This window comes from Paraburkholderia sp. BR14312 (assembly GCF_040948675.1).
GTDB classification, from domain to species: Bacteria; Pseudomonadota; Gammaproteobacteria; order Burkholderiales; family Burkholderiaceae; genus Paraburkholderia; species Paraburkholderia nodosa_A.
Genome location: NZ_JBFPKI010000001.1, coordinates 345,701 through 361,612, shown reverse-complemented (window position 1 = coordinate 361,612; position 15,912 = coordinate 345,701). Strand labels below are relative to the sequence as shown.

13 protein-coding genes and 1 pseudogene are annotated in these 15,912 nt (G+C 63.3%); 5 read left to right on the top strand and 9 right to left on the bottom strand.

Annotated elements, in window-relative coordinates; genetic code table 11:
- Positions 1-35: 35 nt before the first annotated feature.
- The gene (locus AB3X98_RS01570) at positions 36-1,406 is read right to left on the bottom strand and encodes an MFS transporter (RefSeq protein WP_069262271.1); all 1,371 of its coding nucleotides are present in this window, start codon (positions 1,404-1,406) and stop codon (positions 36-38) included.
- A gap of 265 nt (positions 1,407-1,671) precedes the next feature.
- Between AB3X98_RS01570 and AB3X98_RS01565 the strand changes: the two genes are divergently transcribed.
- Positions 1,672-2,412 (top strand): hypothetical protein, encoded by a 741-nt coding sequence (locus AB3X98_RS01565; protein WP_141710579.1) that lies wholly within the window; start codon positions 1,672-1,674, stop codon positions 2,410-2,412.
- 8 nt (positions 2,413-2,420) lie between these two features.
- Here AB3X98_RS01565 and AB3X98_RS01560 read toward each other — a convergent pair whose 3' ends face one another.
- From AB3X98_RS01560 to AB3X98_RS01545, 4 genes are all read right to left on the bottom strand, one after another.
- Positions 2,421-4,181: a peroxidase family protein gene (locus tag AB3X98_RS01560; RefSeq protein ID WP_368604654.1), complete on the bottom strand. Its 1,761-nt coding sequence runs from the start codon at positions 4,179-4,181 to the stop codon at positions 2,421-2,423.
- A gap of 268 nt (positions 4,182-4,449) precedes the next feature.
- Positions 4,450-6,231 carry an ABC transporter transmembrane domain-containing protein gene (locus AB3X98_RS01555; RefSeq protein ID WP_368604653.1) on the bottom strand — a complete coding sequence of 594 codons (1,782 nt, stop codon included), beginning with the start codon at positions 6,229-6,231 and terminating at the stop codon, positions 4,450-4,452.
- A gap of 68 nt (positions 6,232-6,299) precedes the next feature.
- Positions 6,300-6,602, bottom strand: coding sequence for a hypothetical protein (locus tag AB3X98_RS01550; protein WP_368604652.1), 303 nt, complete (start codon positions 6,600-6,602; stop codon positions 6,300-6,302).
- A gap of 16 nt (positions 6,603-6,618) precedes the next feature.
- Entirely contained in the window at positions 6,619-7,188 is a 570-nt protein-coding gene (locus tag AB3X98_RS01545; protein WP_342948367.1) for a sigma-70 family RNA polymerase sigma factor, read from the bottom strand.
- A 176-nt stretch (positions 7,189-7,364) separates the two neighbouring features.
- Here AB3X98_RS01545 and AB3X98_RS01540 point away from each other — a divergent pair, with 176 nt between their 5' ends.
- Positions 7,365-8,306, top strand: coding sequence for a flagellar brake domain-containing protein (locus AB3X98_RS01540; RefSeq protein ID WP_368604651.1), 942 nt, complete (start codon positions 7,365-7,367; stop codon positions 8,304-8,306).
- An 11-nt stretch (positions 8,307-8,317) separates the two neighbouring features.
- On the opposite strand, the gene AB3X98_RS01535 is transcribed toward AB3X98_RS01540, so the two are convergent.
- From AB3X98_RS01535 to AB3X98_RS01520, 4 genes and pseudogenes are all read right to left on the bottom strand, one after another.
- Entirely contained in the window at positions 8,318-9,403 is a 1,086-nt protein-coding gene (locus AB3X98_RS01535; RefSeq protein WP_368604740.1) for a hypothetical protein, read from the bottom strand.
- Entirely contained in the window at positions 9,331-9,852 is a 522-nt protein-coding gene (locus tag AB3X98_RS01530; RefSeq protein ID WP_069262265.1) for a (2Fe-2S)-binding protein, read from the bottom strand. Before AB3X98_RS01530 ends, AB3X98_RS01535 begins: the two co-directional genes overlap by 73 nt.
- Positions 9,849-12,578, bottom strand: a complete 2,730-nt coding sequence (locus tag AB3X98_RS01525; RefSeq protein WP_368604650.1) for a xanthine dehydrogenase family protein molybdopterin-binding subunit — start codon at positions 12,576-12,578, stop codon at positions 9,849-9,851. Before AB3X98_RS01525 ends, AB3X98_RS01530 begins: the two co-directional genes overlap by 4 nt.
- Before the next feature lie 36 nt (positions 12,579-12,614).
- Positions 12,615-13,742: pseudogene (locus tag AB3X98_RS01520) on the bottom strand (formylglycine-generating enzyme family protein); the annotation flags it as partial.
- A 527-nt stretch (positions 13,743-14,269) separates the two neighbouring features.
- Between AB3X98_RS01520 and AB3X98_RS01515 the strand changes: the two are divergent.
- From AB3X98_RS01515 to AB3X98_RS01505, 3 genes are all read left to right on the top strand, one after another.
- A complete protein-coding gene (locus tag AB3X98_RS01515) occupies positions 14,270-14,695 on the top strand; it encodes a DUF4399 domain-containing protein (protein ID WP_069262263.1) in 426 nt (141 codons plus the stop codon).
- Positions 14,696-14,746: 51 nt separating this feature from the next.
- Complete coding sequence (locus tag AB3X98_RS01510) at positions 14,747-15,172, top strand: DUF4399 domain-containing protein (protein ID WP_368604649.1); 426 nt, start codon at positions 14,747-14,749, stop codon at positions 15,170-15,172.
- Between the two features lie 323 nt (positions 15,173-15,495).
- On the top strand, positions 15,496-15,765 hold the full coding sequence (locus tag AB3X98_RS01505; protein WP_069262261.1) for a hypothetical protein: 270 nt from the start codon (positions 15,496-15,498) through the stop codon (positions 15,763-15,765).
- Positions 15,766-15,912: the final 147 nt, after the last annotated feature.

Genomic DNA, 15,912 nt, shown 5'->3' with positions numbered 1-15,912 from the left:
TCGGGAAGGGGCGCGCTGTGTTTTTCAGCAGCCGATCATGCGGGGCGGGAAGCGTGCCCGTGATCGCCTGTTCCGCGCGCGTCGTCGTATTCGCGCGAAATATCCTTGTTCGTGTAATCGCCCATGCGCCAGGCGGCGAGCAGACTGATCACACCGCACACGGCGATATAGATCGCGATTGCATAACCCGTGCGGTAATACGCGAAGAGCGCCGTTGCGATCAGCGGCGCCGGGCCGCCCGCAATCACGGAAGCCAGCTGATAACCGAGCGAGGCGCCGCTGTACCGCAGCCGCCCCGTGAACGATTCGGCGATGAAGGCCGCCTGCGGACCATAGAGCATGGCGTGCGGCACGAGCGAAAGCACCACGGCCGCGAAAATCAAAGCCGTGTTTTTCGTATCCAGCATGCCGAAGTAGATAAAGCCGAAGATGCCCGCGGCCAACGCGCCGATCATGTACATGCGCTTGCGTCCGATCAGGTCGGACACGTGCCCAAAGAACGGAATGGTCACGAACTGCAGCACGGCGGCAGCCAGAACCGCAGTGAGCATGAGGTCGCGCGAAACGTGCAGTGTCTTCACGCCATACGTGAAGACGAAGGCCGTGTAGATGTAGAACGGCGCCTGTTCGGCCATGCGCGCCAACGCCGAGAGGAGAATGTCCTTGGGTTGGCGGCGAATGACCTCCAGCATCGGCGTTTTCTCGATCTTGTTCTCGGCGAGGAGCTTCGCGAAGATCGGCGTTTCGAGAATGCTCAGCCGGATATAGAGGCCGATCGCGACGAGCACGATACTCAGCAGGAACGGCACCCGCCATCCCCACGTCATGAAGGCGTCTCCGGAGAACGCGCTGACGGCGAGCACCACGAGATTGGCGATGAAGAGTCCCGCCGGCACGCCGAATTGCGGCCAGGAAGCAACGAAGCCGCGGTGCGAATTGGTGCGCGCCCACTCCATCGACATCAGGACCGAGCCGCCCCATTCGCCGCCCACGCCCACGCCCTGGATGAAGCGCAGCACCGTGAGCAGAACGGCGCCCCAGATGCCGATCGAGGCATAGGTCGGAACGAAGGCCACGGCGAAGGTGGCGACTCCCATGAGCAGCAGCGTGACGATCAGCGTGGCTTTGCGGCCGACGCGATCGCCATAGTGGCCGAAAATGGCCGCGCCGACTGGCCGTGCGACGAAGCCCACGGCATAGATCAGAAAGGCCTGCAGGGTGCCGACTAGCGGGTCGGATTCAGGAAAGTACAGCTTCGCGAAGATAAGCCCGGTGACAATGCTGTAGAGGAAAAAGTCGTACCATTCGATCGTCGTGCCGATGGTGCTGGCAATTACGGCGCGGCGCAACTGGCGTTGGGCGTCTTCGTCCGAAAGGAGCGTGGCTCCCGGTTGATCGGCATTCATTTCGCACCCCCAAGGCAAGGGCGATATGGCCAATGCAAAACGCATGACCAGGGTCCCGGTGGTGCGCAAAAAACGTGCCCCGATCGGCCGGGATGTTGGCTTCGCCGGATCGGGTGGAAGTGATACGTCCCTCGCTATCGCTCCATCCTGATCGGCATGGGTTGAGACGTCGTGATACAGCTCGATGATATATCACGTTGTGATGCAGTGTGCGCTTTTGAACGAAATCGCCATGCGGCAGTGCATCACGGAAGACGGAGGCGCGATGACTCCACCGCTATCCTCGCAGGCCCTCAGCCCTTCTGAGTATATTGCGCGGCATCTGCAGAATTTCGCCTCGAACACGCCGGCTTCGGCGAGTGTCGATCAGCACGCGCAATTGACGGTATGGAATGAGCACGTATTCGTCGTCGCCGGCATTTTGTTCGTCGTGCTCGCGTGCATCGGCGCGCGCCGGGACAAGTGGGCGCTGTTTACGCTGAATCCCGGGGTGTCGTTCGGCCGGCGTCTTTATCTCTGGTGGTCCTGCGCCTGGCGTCAGTGGCTCGCGAGCGCGCTGCTCTTCGTGGTGGCCTTCTCCGTGTTGCGCTTATCGCTCGGAAAGATCGCGACGCCGCTCATGGCGTTCGCCGCGAACCGGGTGCCGCACGACCTCGCGCAATCTTCGCCGGCCATTTCGCTTGCGATTGCCGGCATGCCCTTCATCGTGCCCATGCTCGCATATTTGCTGCTCAGCCTGCCGCTCGTGGGGTACATGGTGCGGCGCGGACTGGCCGCGCACGCCATGCCCGCACCCAGGCGTTTCGGCTTCTGGCGCGCCACGCTGCTCGGCTTGATCACGTATGCGTGGACCTTGCCGGCCAGCCTCGCCATTACCAATGTAGGGGTCTCCTCTGCGCAGCCACTTGCAAACGCACTGCGCGCGATACTGCTCGTGGCATGGGGCATGTATATCGTGCTGCCGCGCCAGGTGCGCAGCGTCGCGCGCCTGGCCGCCCCTCGGTAGCGGGGACTTCAGGCCGCCAGGTCGACGACCGCCTTCAGCGGTATCAGCCGCCATTCGCCGGCGGTCGCGAAAGCGATGATCTGCGAGAACGTGGCGGGCGCGTTGCTGAAGATCTCGGCTTCGAGCGCGGGCGCGCTACCAATGCGATGGATGATCGAATCCGGGTCCTCGTCCAGCAGCCCGTAAAACACCTCGACGACTATGCGGCCCCCCACTGGGCCAAGGCGCGTCAATGCGCCGACGCCGAGCTTGCCGTCCTGCGTGCCGAGCATGTCGTCTTCACTGAACGTCTCGCCGACGGGCGCGAGTTCGAGCACCGGCCGTTGCGCTTCAGCGAGGATATAAAACCATAGCGGCGTATCGTCCTTGAACGTGTCGCCAAGCGCCGGGCTCTCGCCATCCGCATTCAGCGAGGCAATGCGATCGAAGCGGAAGGTCTTCGACGGATCGCTCGAAACCTGGGTGCGCACCACGAGTTCGTCGGGACCGAGCGGCGTCACGCCGAGCGCGCTCGCCACCGTTTCACCGCTTGGCAGGCCATAGACGTTGCCGCGCAACAGGTTGAGCATGGCCAGCGAACGAAAGCCCTTCGCCGATGCGAGATTGTTTGCCGCGTCGGGAATCGGCACATCGGACACGCTGTGCGGAAGTTTCGAAAGCGGATCGACGATCGATGGATCGAACTTGTACGCGTATTGCAGACGCTTGACGTCGTTCGAGGCATTGTCGGCAACGCCGGTGGCGGCCTTGTTCGCGCCATCGAGTCCGGGCCCGCCTTTCTCGCCCGGCAACGGATGCTCGCGCGGGAAGAAGCGCTGCCAGTCGTCGATCACGTGTGTTTCGGGCAGCCGGTCGAAACCGACGAGGCTGTCCTTGTTGGCATTCGTGCCGTCGAATATCGGTGCACTGAAGTTGTCGTTCAGCACATAGCCGTTGCGCACGCCCGAGTGGCCATACCGGTACGCGGCCCCGGTGAATTCGCGCGGCAGGTTGCGTCTCGCCGGGCCCGGACCATAAAGCTTGTAGGCATGCGCGCGGTCCTGCTCGTGCGCGGTCACGAATGCATCGACGACGGACGAATCGACGATCCGATGCAGGAAGTCTTCGACCAGCACGCGCTGATACGCCCAGCGCACCTGTGCGCGCGCCGCTTCGAACAGATCGCTTCCGCGCAGCGTGACGTCGGCTTTCGCGAGCCGCGCGACCACGCGGTTATGAAAACGCAGGAACAGCATCTGGATTTGGCAGACGATCGAATTCTCGTCGTTGCGCTTGTCGCCGATAATCGCGCGAGCGTTATAGGCATTCCCGGTTCGCGGCAGATCGTCGTGACCTTCGATCAGCGAGGCGCCCTGATAAATCCCTTTGTGCGGGTGGTTTTCGTCCGCATACATGTAGGGCGCGTCGTCGGGTCCCGGGCCGTACACGTTGTCGAGGTCGAAGCGCGGCGTGCGCAGGTTCGTGGGCAGCTGCCCGGTCTTGCGCGCCTGGATCAAGGTTAGCTGCGACGTGGTATCGAGCGTCAGGTCGTGATCGATGAACTGGCCGAAATACGTGTAGCCGGCCGGTACATAAAGGTTCTCCTCCGGGTCGGGATCGTTCGATACGGTGTCCGCTGCTGACTGCATGCCTCGCGCGAGTACGGCGAGGTGCGCAGGGTCATAGTGATTGAAGCGCGGCGGGAAAATCGAAGTCAACTCTTCGTTCAGGCCGCTCATTCCCGCATGGGCTCCGACGAGGTTGCGCGGTGTACCTTGGGGATTCATCATCGTTCTCCTAAGTAATTCATCGCAGAAAAGACACTTCGCAAGCATGCTGGCGAAGGACCCCGTTCGACTTCAGGCTGAGCGGATTATTTTGAGGTGATGGCGGCGACGATCGCCGCAAACGGAGAGGGCGGATTGACAGGAAGCAGGATTAATTTTTCTGAAAGCTTTGAATGTGCGCTAACCCACGCTTGGGCGGCGCTTCGATTTGCGAACGTTCGACAACGCAGGCAGGCAATCGCGAATCGCGCCCAGGCGGCCCGGTTGATGGTTACGTGACGGTATTCGCGTGCTGCGCGCCGAACTGCAGCGCCGCGAGCTGCGCATAAAGCGGCGAACTCTGCAGCAGGTCCGCATGCCGGCCTTGCGCCACGATGCGGCCCTGCTCCATGACGATGATGCGGTCGGCCTGCTGCACGGTGGCGAGGCGATGCGCGATGACGAGCGTCGTGCGGTTTTGGGCAGCGTTGTCCAGCGCGGTTTGCACAAGGCGTTCGCTCGCGGCGTCGAGGGCGCTGGTGGCCTCGTCGAGCAGCAGAATGGGCGGGTTCTTGAGGATCGCGCGCGCAATGGCAATGCGCTGACGCTGACCGCCTGAAAGGCGCACGCCGCGCTCGCCGAGGAACGTGTCGTAGCCTTGCGGCAGTTCCTCGATAAAGCCGGCTGCCGCCGCCATGGAGGCGGCGCGCTGCACGGCTTCGAGCGTCGCGTCGGGCGAGCCGTAGCGAATGTTGTCGAGCACGCTGCCCGAGAAGATCACCGACTCCTGCAGCACGACGCCGATCGCCTGGCGCAGTGCCGCGAGCGACACCTGTTGCGTCGGCACACCGTTGATGCTGAGGCTGCCCGATTGCGGGTCGTAAAAGCGCAGCAGCAATTGAAAGAGCGTGGTCTTGCCCGCGCCCGACGGACCGACCAGCGCGACATGTTCGCCCGGGCGCACGTCGAGCGAGAAGGCGTCGAGCGCGGCAATGCCAGGGCGCGAAGGGTAGGAGAAGCCAACGTTGTCGAAGCGGATGCCCGCGCCATGAGCGGGCAGCGGCACGGTTGCCGCCGCCTGCGCCACCGGCGAGCGCGCGGCGAGCAGTTGCAGCAGCCGTTCGGTGGCGCCCGCGGCCCGTTGCAGATCGCCCCACACTTCGGCAACGGCGCCCACGGCGCCGGCCGTGAACACCGCGTAGAGAATGAACTGGGAGAGCTGGCCGGCGCTCATCTGCCCGGCCAGTACCGCCTGCGCACCGAGCCAGAGCACGAACACGACGGCGGCGAACACGAACACGATCACCACGGCCGTCAATCCGGCACGCGCCCGAATGCGTGTGAGCGCCGTTTCGAAGGCCGCTTCCACGGCGCCCCCAAAGCGCTTTGTCTCGAACGACTCCTGGGCATACGACTGCACCGTGGGCATGGCGTTGAGCACTTCGCCAGCCAGGGCGCTTGCGCTCGCCACCTTGTCCTGGCTCGCGCGCGAAAGCCGCCGCACGCGCCGCCCGAAGATGACGATAGGTGCGACCACAACGACCAGTGTCGCGATGATGTAGCCGGACAGCACCGGGCTCGTCGCGACGAGCATCGCCACGCCGCCGACCGTGAGGAGCACGTTGCGCAGGCCCAGCGAGAGGCTGGTGCCCACCACCGTCTGGATCAGGGTCGTGTCGGTGGTGAGGCGCGAGAGCACTTCGCCCGTCTGCGTGGTCTCGAAGAACTGCGGGCTCATGCGTATCACGTGGTCGTACACGGCGCGCCGCATGTCGGCCGTCACCCGCTCGCCGAGCCACGAGACCCAGTAGAAGCGCAGCGCCGTCGCCGCGGCGAGGATCAGCGAAACCACGAAGAGCGCGATGAAATAGCGGTCGATATGCGTGCGATCGCCGCTCGCGAACCCACGGTCGATCAGGTACTTGAATGCCACCGGCAGCGCGAGCGTCGCGCCCGCCGAGGTCAGGAGCGCGAGGAAAGCAAGCGCCCAGCGTCCCGCATAGGGGCGCAGGAAGGGCAAAAGGGCGAAGAGGGGCGCGACGCGGGAAGGGCGGCGGGCGGCGACATCTGGCATGGAGCTTCCTGGCGGATCGACAATGAAGGGATTGTGCCAGCCCGAGGCGGGGCGAGGCTGGCACGGGTTTATTGCGCGGGCGGCGCGGCGCCATTGCGCAGTTGCTCGCGCTCCTCGGGCGTCATGTGCTGCCATTGTTGCCACTGGTGCCAGTGCATGCGTCGGCGGCAGCCGCCATGCCCGCGGAAACCGCCGAGCAGGATCCGGCACAGCACCAGCAGTCCGATTGCGCGCGGATAGTCGATGGCATGCGCATTGGCGACGATCGCCGGTGCGATCCAGTTCCACAGGCCCATGACGATTGCGCCCAGCAGTGCGATGACCGCCACCATCAGCAGCGCCTTGGCGAATATTTTGCGGCGAAACTTCATTCCATTCTCCTTCGGTTCAAATCTCGAGGTCGTCCCATGACGCACGCAAACGTTCGCGCAGATGCAGCACCGCATAACGTTTGCGCGCGAGCAGCGTGTTCACGCCCACCCCACTCGCGGCGGCCAGCTCCTTGAAACTGCGCCCGTCCAGTTCGTGCGCGATGAACACCTCACGCTGACTGGCGGGCAATTCGTCGAGCGCGGCGCGCAGTGCGTCGAGCATCGCTGCGCGTTCGTAAGCGGCCTCAGGGCCGGCGTCGGGCGAGGGCAGCGCGAGGTCGAGGCGATACTCGCTTTCGCCCTCTTGCGGCTCGACGAGCGGCACTTCCTTGCGTTTGCGAAACCGGTCGACGATGCGATTTCGCGCCACGCGAAAGAGCCACGCGCCAACCTGCTCGATGGGCTCAGGCAGCCGCCACGCCTGAACCAGTTCTTCGAACACGTCCTGAAGAATGTCGTCGGCTTCGTCCTGGTCGATCACGCGGCGGCGGATGAAATTGCGCAGCCTGGGGCGCTCGCGGGCGACGGTGTCGGCGATTTCGCGGTCCTGCGTACTCGGCGGGCTGGGGGTGGGCGGCGGTTCCATACCCGTGTAGACGATCCGGAAATAGAAATATTGTGGCGCGTAATCGCGGGTTTTATGTGGCATGGATATTTCGTTAAACAAGACCCGAGATAGCCGCATATTTATTGACATCTGTCACTATATTTCGGTCACAATGCAGCATCGAACAAAACCAACAAATTCACACGCTATCGGTCATGCACCTTCACGAGCCTGGCAGCGGTACTGCGTCTAAAACGCTGGAACTGCTCGCGGACCCCGGGCAGTTGCCCCTCGAAACGCCGCTGCCATTGGCGGTGTTTCACCATGATGGAACGATGCTGCTGCCGCAAGGCGGGATGCTGAACGGCGAGCAGCGCGACTTCCTCTTCGCGCACTTCCAGCCTTATCGCAACACGGCAGACGAGGCGAGTCTAGCGAGCACGCAAGACAGCCTGGCCGACCGTGGCGAGCGTGGCAAAGGGCCGTTGACGCTGGACGACATGAATCTCGCCATTGGCGCGCTGCTAGGCATACGCAGCCAGGCGGGCATGGGGCGCGAGATGCTGCCGTGCCGGCTGATCGGTTTCCGGCCCGGCGGCGCGATGTTCGTCACGCCGCCCGCCGCGGCCAAACCCGCGTGGGAGCCATTTCAGGGCGAACAGGTCGAGATCGTTGCGATCGCAACACAAGCCGTGTTCTGGCTCGTCTGCACCGTCGAGGCGGTCTGCACGCATCCGTTCCGCTATCTCGTGCTCTCCGAACCGGGCACGATACGCCGGCTGCGCGAACGCCGGGCCGTGCGCGTGCGTACGCAACTCGCGGTGCGCTATGGCGTGGACCTGACGGGCTCGGAACTGAACCGGCTCGGCATTGGCTGCGATATCAGCGTGCTGGGGATGTCGCTCGCCGCCGGGCGCAAGATCGGCGAGGTCGGCGAGCGCATATGCGTGGTGTTTCCGATCGAAGCGGGGAGCGTCGGGTCGACGTTCCAGGCCGTCGCCGTGATTCGCAATCTGCGCGCCGATAACCCGCAGGCAGGACTCACCCTGCACGGACTCGAATTCGACACGCTTTCTCCCGAGAGCCAGGTCGCGCTCAAGACGTTCGTGTTCGATCGGCAGGACGCCGTGTCTTACTGGGCCGGCATGCCGACCTGAACCGGGCGCGCTCAATGCAATGACCGGTTGTTCGAACTCGAAGGCATGGGTGTGAACGTGCAATTCGGGTCCTTGTGCGCCGCGTCTTTGCAGCAGTCCAGCAAGGCCTTGACCGACGCGAGATTTGCCTTGTCCCATTGTTCATTGCTCATGGCGTTGTCGGTCGGCATCCAGTGGTCCCATGGATAGCTGTTGGCGAGCCGGTCGTTGCCAGGCGCTTTCTGATTGCCCACAGAGAGCCCGAGAAAGGCGGTGCAGCTCTGCTCGCTGCCGATGCGGTGACAGCCAATGCAGGTGTTGCCCGGTGTGCTCATCGTCATGAGGTGAAACGACGAGAAAGCCTGCCCGATGCTCGAATACTTCCCCCATGGGTCGGTGGGCACCTTGTCCCACACTTGCCCGATATACGGGCTGAAGATGAAGGGGCCTGCGTCGTGGCATTGGAGGCAGGTGGGCTTTTCGGAGGCGACCACTGCGGGTGTCGCCCAGAATTCGACTGCGGAGGTGTGTCCTGCAGGTGGCTTTCTCTCGTTCGGCGGCGGCACGCGGGTCGCCACGAATCCACCACTCGCGGACACGCTGGCTTGCGATTTCGGTTGTGGCTTCGCCTCGAACCAGCAGGTCTTGCCGTTGCCTGAGTGATGCATCACGACGACTACGCCGTCATAGTGCGGGTCGTTATCGGGGCGCAGCGCGTCGCGCCGGCAATACGCGGAAATTTGCGTGTTGCCGCGCGATAGATTCAGGATCTTCGAAAACGGAATGCATTGACCTTTTGCTTCCGAAGTTGGACTCAGCAATGAAGGCTTGTCGCATCGCGTCGGGGACTCGTTTGGCCCGGGCGGCTTTCCATCGATCGTAATGGGAATCTCCGTTCCGTCATTGCAGTTGAACGGGGGGATTTCGCCAATTTCCTTCACGCACTGATCGGCGTATTCGAGCAAGGTCTGCTCATGCGTAAAAGCGGCAAGCGGCACGGCGAAGAGGAAGCATAGAGCGAACAGGCGGACGCGGACAGACATGGTCATCCTCCGCTTTTCATCTGCATTTGCGCGACTTTGCGAATCGCCTCGCGATACTTCACGTAGCCTGTGCATCGGCACAGGTTTCCGCCCACCCAGGTGTCGATTTCCGTTTCTAGCTGGTCTCCGCTGATGCGGTACGCCTTCACATGTTCGAGCATGGCGGTCGCGGCCATCAGAAAGCCGGGCGTGCAGTAGCCGCACTGAAACGCGAAAGATTCGAGGAAAGTCTGCTGCAGCGGCGAAAGCCTGTCGCCGTCCGCGAGGCTCTCCACGGTAAAGATATATTGATTCGCGACAGCGCTTACTGGTGTGACGCACGCCAGAGTCTTCTCCATCAGCGTGTCCTGGCTGCTGCGCAGGCCCACGGTGCACGCACGGCACGCGCCAATGCCGCAGCACACCTTGGTCCCTGTCAGGTCCAGGCGTTCGTGAAGGAATTCGGCGAGGCTCATATCGGTATCGGCGGCCGGTACCGTCACGGCGCGTCCGTTCACGTGAATCTTGACGTCGGCTTCGCTCACTGCAGGGCCTCGCGTATCTTGTCGGGCGTGACGGGGGTTTCCCTGAAGCGATGCCCGGTTGCCATGGCCAGCGCATTCAGCAGTGCCGGCGCAATGGGGCACATCACGGCCTCGCCGATGCCGCGCGCGCTGTGATGGTTCCCTTCCGGCGGCGGCAGCGCGATCAGTTCCTGCCGCGGGACGTCGGTCATGCGCGTGATGAGGTAGCGGTCGAGATTCCATGTGCCGTCGCCGGGGCCGTGATTGCCCAGCGGACACGCTTCGCTCAGCACATTGCTCATCGCCATGGCCACCGCGCCTTGCGACTGGCCTTGCACGATTTCAGGACAGATCAGGCGGCCGGCGCTGAGTGTCGTGACGACCTCTTCGACCTTTACGTGGCCGCTTTCGGGGTTCACGGACACCGCGACGAGCGCTGCCGAAGGCGCATAGTTCGTGCGCCCGAAATTGAACGTATCGCGTGGCGGCAGCAACTTGCCGTGAGGCAAGCCCTCGAGATGGTGCGTATCGGGGCCAACGGCTATGAAGTCGCAGTCCATCTCGACGGCGCCCGAGGCGAACGTGTACCGGCTTCTCCAGAATCCGCCGGCATAGGTCACATGGGCGGCGGCCACGGTAGGCAACTGCTGGCGGTTGATCTCGTCGAGCAACGCGGGCCAGCTGATTGCCGGGTGACCGGCCGCGGTCAGCTTGCCATTTGTCCACGTGAGGTCATGCCGCTCGATGTGCGGGTTGTTCCATATTGCGCGTGCGGCAGGCAGCACGCTTTGCAGCATCAACACCATCGCGGCGCGATCTACGGCCTGAAAGTGATGGAACGCACCGAGGCAGGCGCTCGAAGAACCGAAGGGGGCCGAGATCGCTTTGCTTCCGGTAGCATCCAGGATGCCCAGCTTTGTGTAATCGAAACCCGGTATCTGAAACGCCTCGACTTCGTTCATGGTGATTTTCTGCGCGTTCTGCCCAAGGCACGCCGCAGGAGCCAGGGCCAACGTCGTCGCCGCGCCATTGCCCATGTCCGTGTAATGCGTGAGCACATGCAGGCCCGCGTTCGGCTGAATCTGCACCATCGCGAATACGGCATCTTTGCCGGTACCGTAGGCCTGGTTCGACATGGCGAGCCCAACGCCATACCGTAAGCCGAGCGCGTGGCGTTGCGCGCGCACGCTTTCCCTGTTGCGCCATAACTCGTGGGCCTCAAGCTGGTTCAGCAGCTCGGCGAGTTGCAGATGGAACAGAATGGGTGCGCCAGTGAGCGTTTTGCCGTGCTGCTTGCGGAGCAGGTTAGTGCGTCGGATGTCGAATGGACTTTTGTGCAGCGCCTGGGCGGCCTCGTCCATGAGCGTTTCGATGGCGAGGTAAGCCTGAGGACCGCCGAAGCCGCGCTGCGAGCCGCCGAACAACGCGGGCGTATAACTCACGGAGCTTTGCGCAATGGCGCGCGGAATGTCGTAGCAACTCATGGCGCTCATGGCAGCAAGGTCGCCAACGGGGCCTGTGAGATTTTCCTTGGCGCCGCCATTGAAGCTGAAGGAACTGATGAGCGCCTGGAGCTTGCCGCTCTCGTCGAGCCAGATGGACTCCGTGAAATCCGTCTCCGCGCGTTTCAATCCGACCTGGAATTGTTCATAGCGCGATTGCTGCCAGCGCAACGCCCCCTTCGCGAAGGGGGCGGCGAGCGCGAGATAAACAGGAAAATACGATTCGTCGCGGCCGCCGAATCCGCCGCCTGGGTAGCAACTGATCACGTGAACGTGCTTGACGTTGATACTGCTGTCCTTGAACAACTTACATGCGGATATGCAGTCGCCGCGCGGCGATTGTGTGCCGAGCACCAGGTTCAGACAACCGGAATCCGCCTGAAACCACGCGAGTCCCGACTCCGGTTCCATGAAGACGGGATCGATTGCGGGCGTTCTGAAGGCGCCATCGAACTGGTGCCAGGCCTTGCTGTCGACCCTGGCGCTGGCCAGATCGTAAATTTCTTTACTTGCGCTGTCGCGTGCCTTGGTGAACTTCTCAAAGGGGAGGCTGCTACGCTGGAGGTTCGAAAACGACCTCGCGTCGTCGCGCACATAAACCTTGGACGCGGACGGATACAAAGTGGTGATGGCGCTTTCCGGTACCGTTGCGCCGTAACGGATCACGGACTCGTTGAAATCGAGCAGTTTCTTTGCGCGGCGATACGTATCGAAGTCTTCGAAGATCAACAAGGCGACGGGCTGGCCGTAGCAATTGGCAGGTTTGCCCTTCTGCGCGAAAAGATAGATATCCTGGCTAGCGACCGGATCCTTTTCGGCCGCGAGATAGATGCGATTGTCATTCAACGTCTGGTTGGATACCACGGCGATCGGGCGAAGATTGCGCGGCAATACGCTCAGATCGAAGCCTTCGAAATTCTTGTCGACGCAATTGCATCTCAGCGCATATAGCCAGTTTTCTTCTTTCGGCCAGCCTTCGAAGTCGCGCGCCTTGTAATCACGCGCGTAGATCTTCGCACCCGTGACCTTGCTCACGCCCTCGATGCGCCAGCGCGCCTTGCCAGGCTCCGGCGCCCAGTCGGGTGTGCCGTTCGGCGGCGATAGTGCGGAGTGGGCGCGCGTCGCGCCAGGTACGGTTGGGCTGGCGGCCGTGAACGCGGTGATGGAGCTGACCGACATCGTGACCGCGCCGCTCCCCATGGCCTTGAGGAATGTCCGGCGAGTGATCGGAACATCGCAAGCCATGTGCGTCTCCAGGCGAGACCCGCAGCGCGATCCGCATTATTTCATGTCGCGCGCTACGCGAAATCCATTGGCTTCGTAGCGAACGCTGCTGTCGTATTTGAAGCGCGTGGCGGCGAGCATATAGCCCGCGCCGTCACGCCACGATCCGCCGCGAATCACGCGCGTCTGGCAGTTGGGCTCGTCCCACGAGTGGCCATCATTCGGCGCGTTCTTGTACGAGTTGTGCCAGCAGTCGCTGACCCATTCCCAAACGCCGCCGGCCATGTCGTAGAAGCCAAACGCATTGGCCGGGAACGAGCCGACGTCGTCGGGCGCCTCGACGTGCCACGGCGGGCCACAGTCCTTGCAGTTCGCCGTGCCCTTGCGCATGTCGTTGCCCCACCAGTAGCGCGTTTCGGTGCCGGCGCGCGCGGCATATTCCCATTCCGCTTCCGTCGGCAGGCGGTAGGGCTTGCCGCTGATCTTCGAAAGCCATTTCACGTACTGCTGCGCGTCGTCCCAGCTCAGGTCGCGCACGGGGGCGTTCGGCGAGGCGTTGTTCTCGTTCGACAGGCGCGGGCAGGCGCTCGCGGCAACGCACGCGTTCCACTGCGCCACCGTCACCGCATACTTCGCGAGCGCGTAACTATGGCTGATCGTCACGTGGTGCGCGGGCCGTTCCGAGACGTCGTCGGTGTCGATGCCCATGGTGAAGTTGCCGGGCGTCACCGCGACCAGCACCGGGCAAGATGGGCAGTCCTGAATGTCGTGGGGACCCGGCTTCGAAATGGCCGGATTGCCCTTGGCAGCAACTGCCGCCGCAGCTGCAGCCGTTGCCGCGGTCGTCGCGGCGCCCGGCGGTGCGGAGGCGGGCGCTGCCGTGGTCTGCGCGGGTGGGGGCGGCGGTGTCTTTGCCTGAGGCGCTGGCGCGGGTGCCGGTGTGGGAGCGGCGGCAGCGGGGCTGCTAGCCGGGTGCGGGGTGGACGTAGCGGGCGTGGCGGAGGCTGCAGCGGGTTTCGATGCCTCCGCACGCAAACGCGTCAGGCGGGCCTGCGCGAGCGGCGCGAAGCGTCCGTTCGGATAGGCCTTCAGATATGCCTCGTAGTCGCTCGCGTATTGACTGTCCTTGATCGAATTCCAGAACGTGATTTCGTATTCCTGGGAGGTGTCTTTCGGCATCAGGCCCACGCGCACGATCGCGACGCCATAGCGTTGCCGCGCTGCGCCGGCCTCGGTGAGGCGCTCATGTCCGGCGTGGGCGCTTGCGTACCGGCCAGGAGCTTGCGGCTCGAGACGCGGCTGCTCGCGTGCCGGAGCCGAACGGTCATGCGCTGCCGGCGCGGCCGAACGTAGCGTCGAAGTCAGGCCTAGCGAGATCAAGAGGCACACAGGCAACACTAGCCGCCACATGTTCGTTCTCCCTATCAGGTGCCAACCCGGGTGCATACCCAGGCGTCATCGCCTTTCAATGCCGACGGTGCGCTACCCCGCTGCAGTCGCCAGCCGCGCTCGCATGAAACGCGGGCCGCCGCCGGCACAGGCACTGCCTGCGCACAACTACAAAATAGCACGCACGCCGCGCGATGCAGTAACTCGGTGGCACCCGCACGCGCCGCGCCGATTTATCTCCGTCCGCTTGAATCCGTCCTAAGCTGTAGAACACGCACCGAACTCCAAAGCGGCGCGCCGTCTGCCGAACAAGGAGCACGAAGATGCAACGAAGAGCAACCCTGTTGGCCCTGGCAGCGGCCGTTCTGATGCCGCGCCTCGCGTTTGCCGAGCGCACCCCGTCGCCGCCCGGCGCGGAGGTCTACATCATCTGGCCGCCCGACGGCGCGACGATTCCCACCGGCAAGTTCTGGGTTCGCATGGGCCTGCGCAACATGGGCGTTTGCCCCAAGGGGATCAACAAGGCGAACACGGGCCATCATCACTTGCTCATCGACACGGACCTGCCGCCGCTCGATCAGCCGATCCCGTCGGATCGCAATCATTTGCATTTCGGCGCGGGCGAAACGGAAGCCCGGGTCGAGCTTGCGCCGGGCAAGCACACGCTGCAGTTGCTGATGGGCGACTACAATCACGTGCCGCACGATCCTCCGGTCTACTCGAAGAAGATCACGGTCACGGTCAAGTAGCGAAGGACATCCGGCTTTAGCCGCAGCGCAAAAGAAGCGGGAGTGCACGCCATGAAGAGGTTCCTCGTTTTTGCTGCCAGCCTCGTGCTGCTCGCGGGCGGTGCGGCGCAAGCAGGCACGACGCCGGTCGACCCGAACGCGCACGTTTATATCGGCTGGCCCAACGACGGCCAGGTCATGCCGGCCGGGCGGCCATTTCGCGTCTGGTTCGGCCTGCGCAACATGGGCGTGGCGCCCGCGGAAGTCGAGTTTCCCAATACGGGCCACCACCACCTGCTCGTCGATACGGACTTGCCGCCGATGGATCAGCCCATTCCATCCGATCGCAATCACCTTCACTTCGGCGCTGGCCAGACCGAAACGATGCTGCAGTTGCCGCCGGGCAAACATACGCTGCAGCTGCTGATGGGCGACGCCCACCACGTGCCGCACAACCCGCCGGTGTACTCGAAGAAGATCACCATTTACGTTAAGTGATCCATACGAATCGACCGCGAATGTTGCGGGATGATTCGAACGTTTGCGACGCTTTCACTTTCCCCCAGCAAACAGTGTTCGTAGCGTGCCAACATAAGCCGATCGACGCGTTGGCGCGCGCCCATCACCACGCACGACGCGCACGCGCCACGCGCCGCGCGTGAGACTCCGGGAATTCCAGAACAGTCCTTATGCGACGGGCGATGCGCGCCGTGCGCACGCGCACTCGTGCATCTGGCACGCCTCATGCCTTGTTGGACCCGAGCCCGCAACCATGCAGCTCACAATCCCAACAGTGTTGCATCCATTCCTGGAGAACTGCCATGAGCAAGCTGATGATCGCCGACCTGAGCGTCGCGCAAGAACTCGACCGCCGTGAAATGAGCGCCGTGCGCGGCGGCCTGGGCCTGTGGCCCGTCTGCTACCCGACGATGCCGAGCGTGAAGGTCGACTCCACCAACTTCTCCGCATCGCAGTTGATCGGCCAGACGAACACCATCCTGTCCAACACGGGCAACGACGTGGCGTTCGTGAACAACCTCCACGCTTCGACCAACCCCGTGCAAACGGCTCACAACACGATCAACTTCTGATCGTGCTGCCAGCCGTGGAGGCTTACCCGCCTCCACGGCGCCGCCCTCCACCGCATCCGCTGCACACCGCTTCTTCGTCGCGTCCTTCGCCGCCTTTCCCTTAAGGAGTCGATCGTGAACACACTGCTCTCGCCGTCCGCCGCGCAC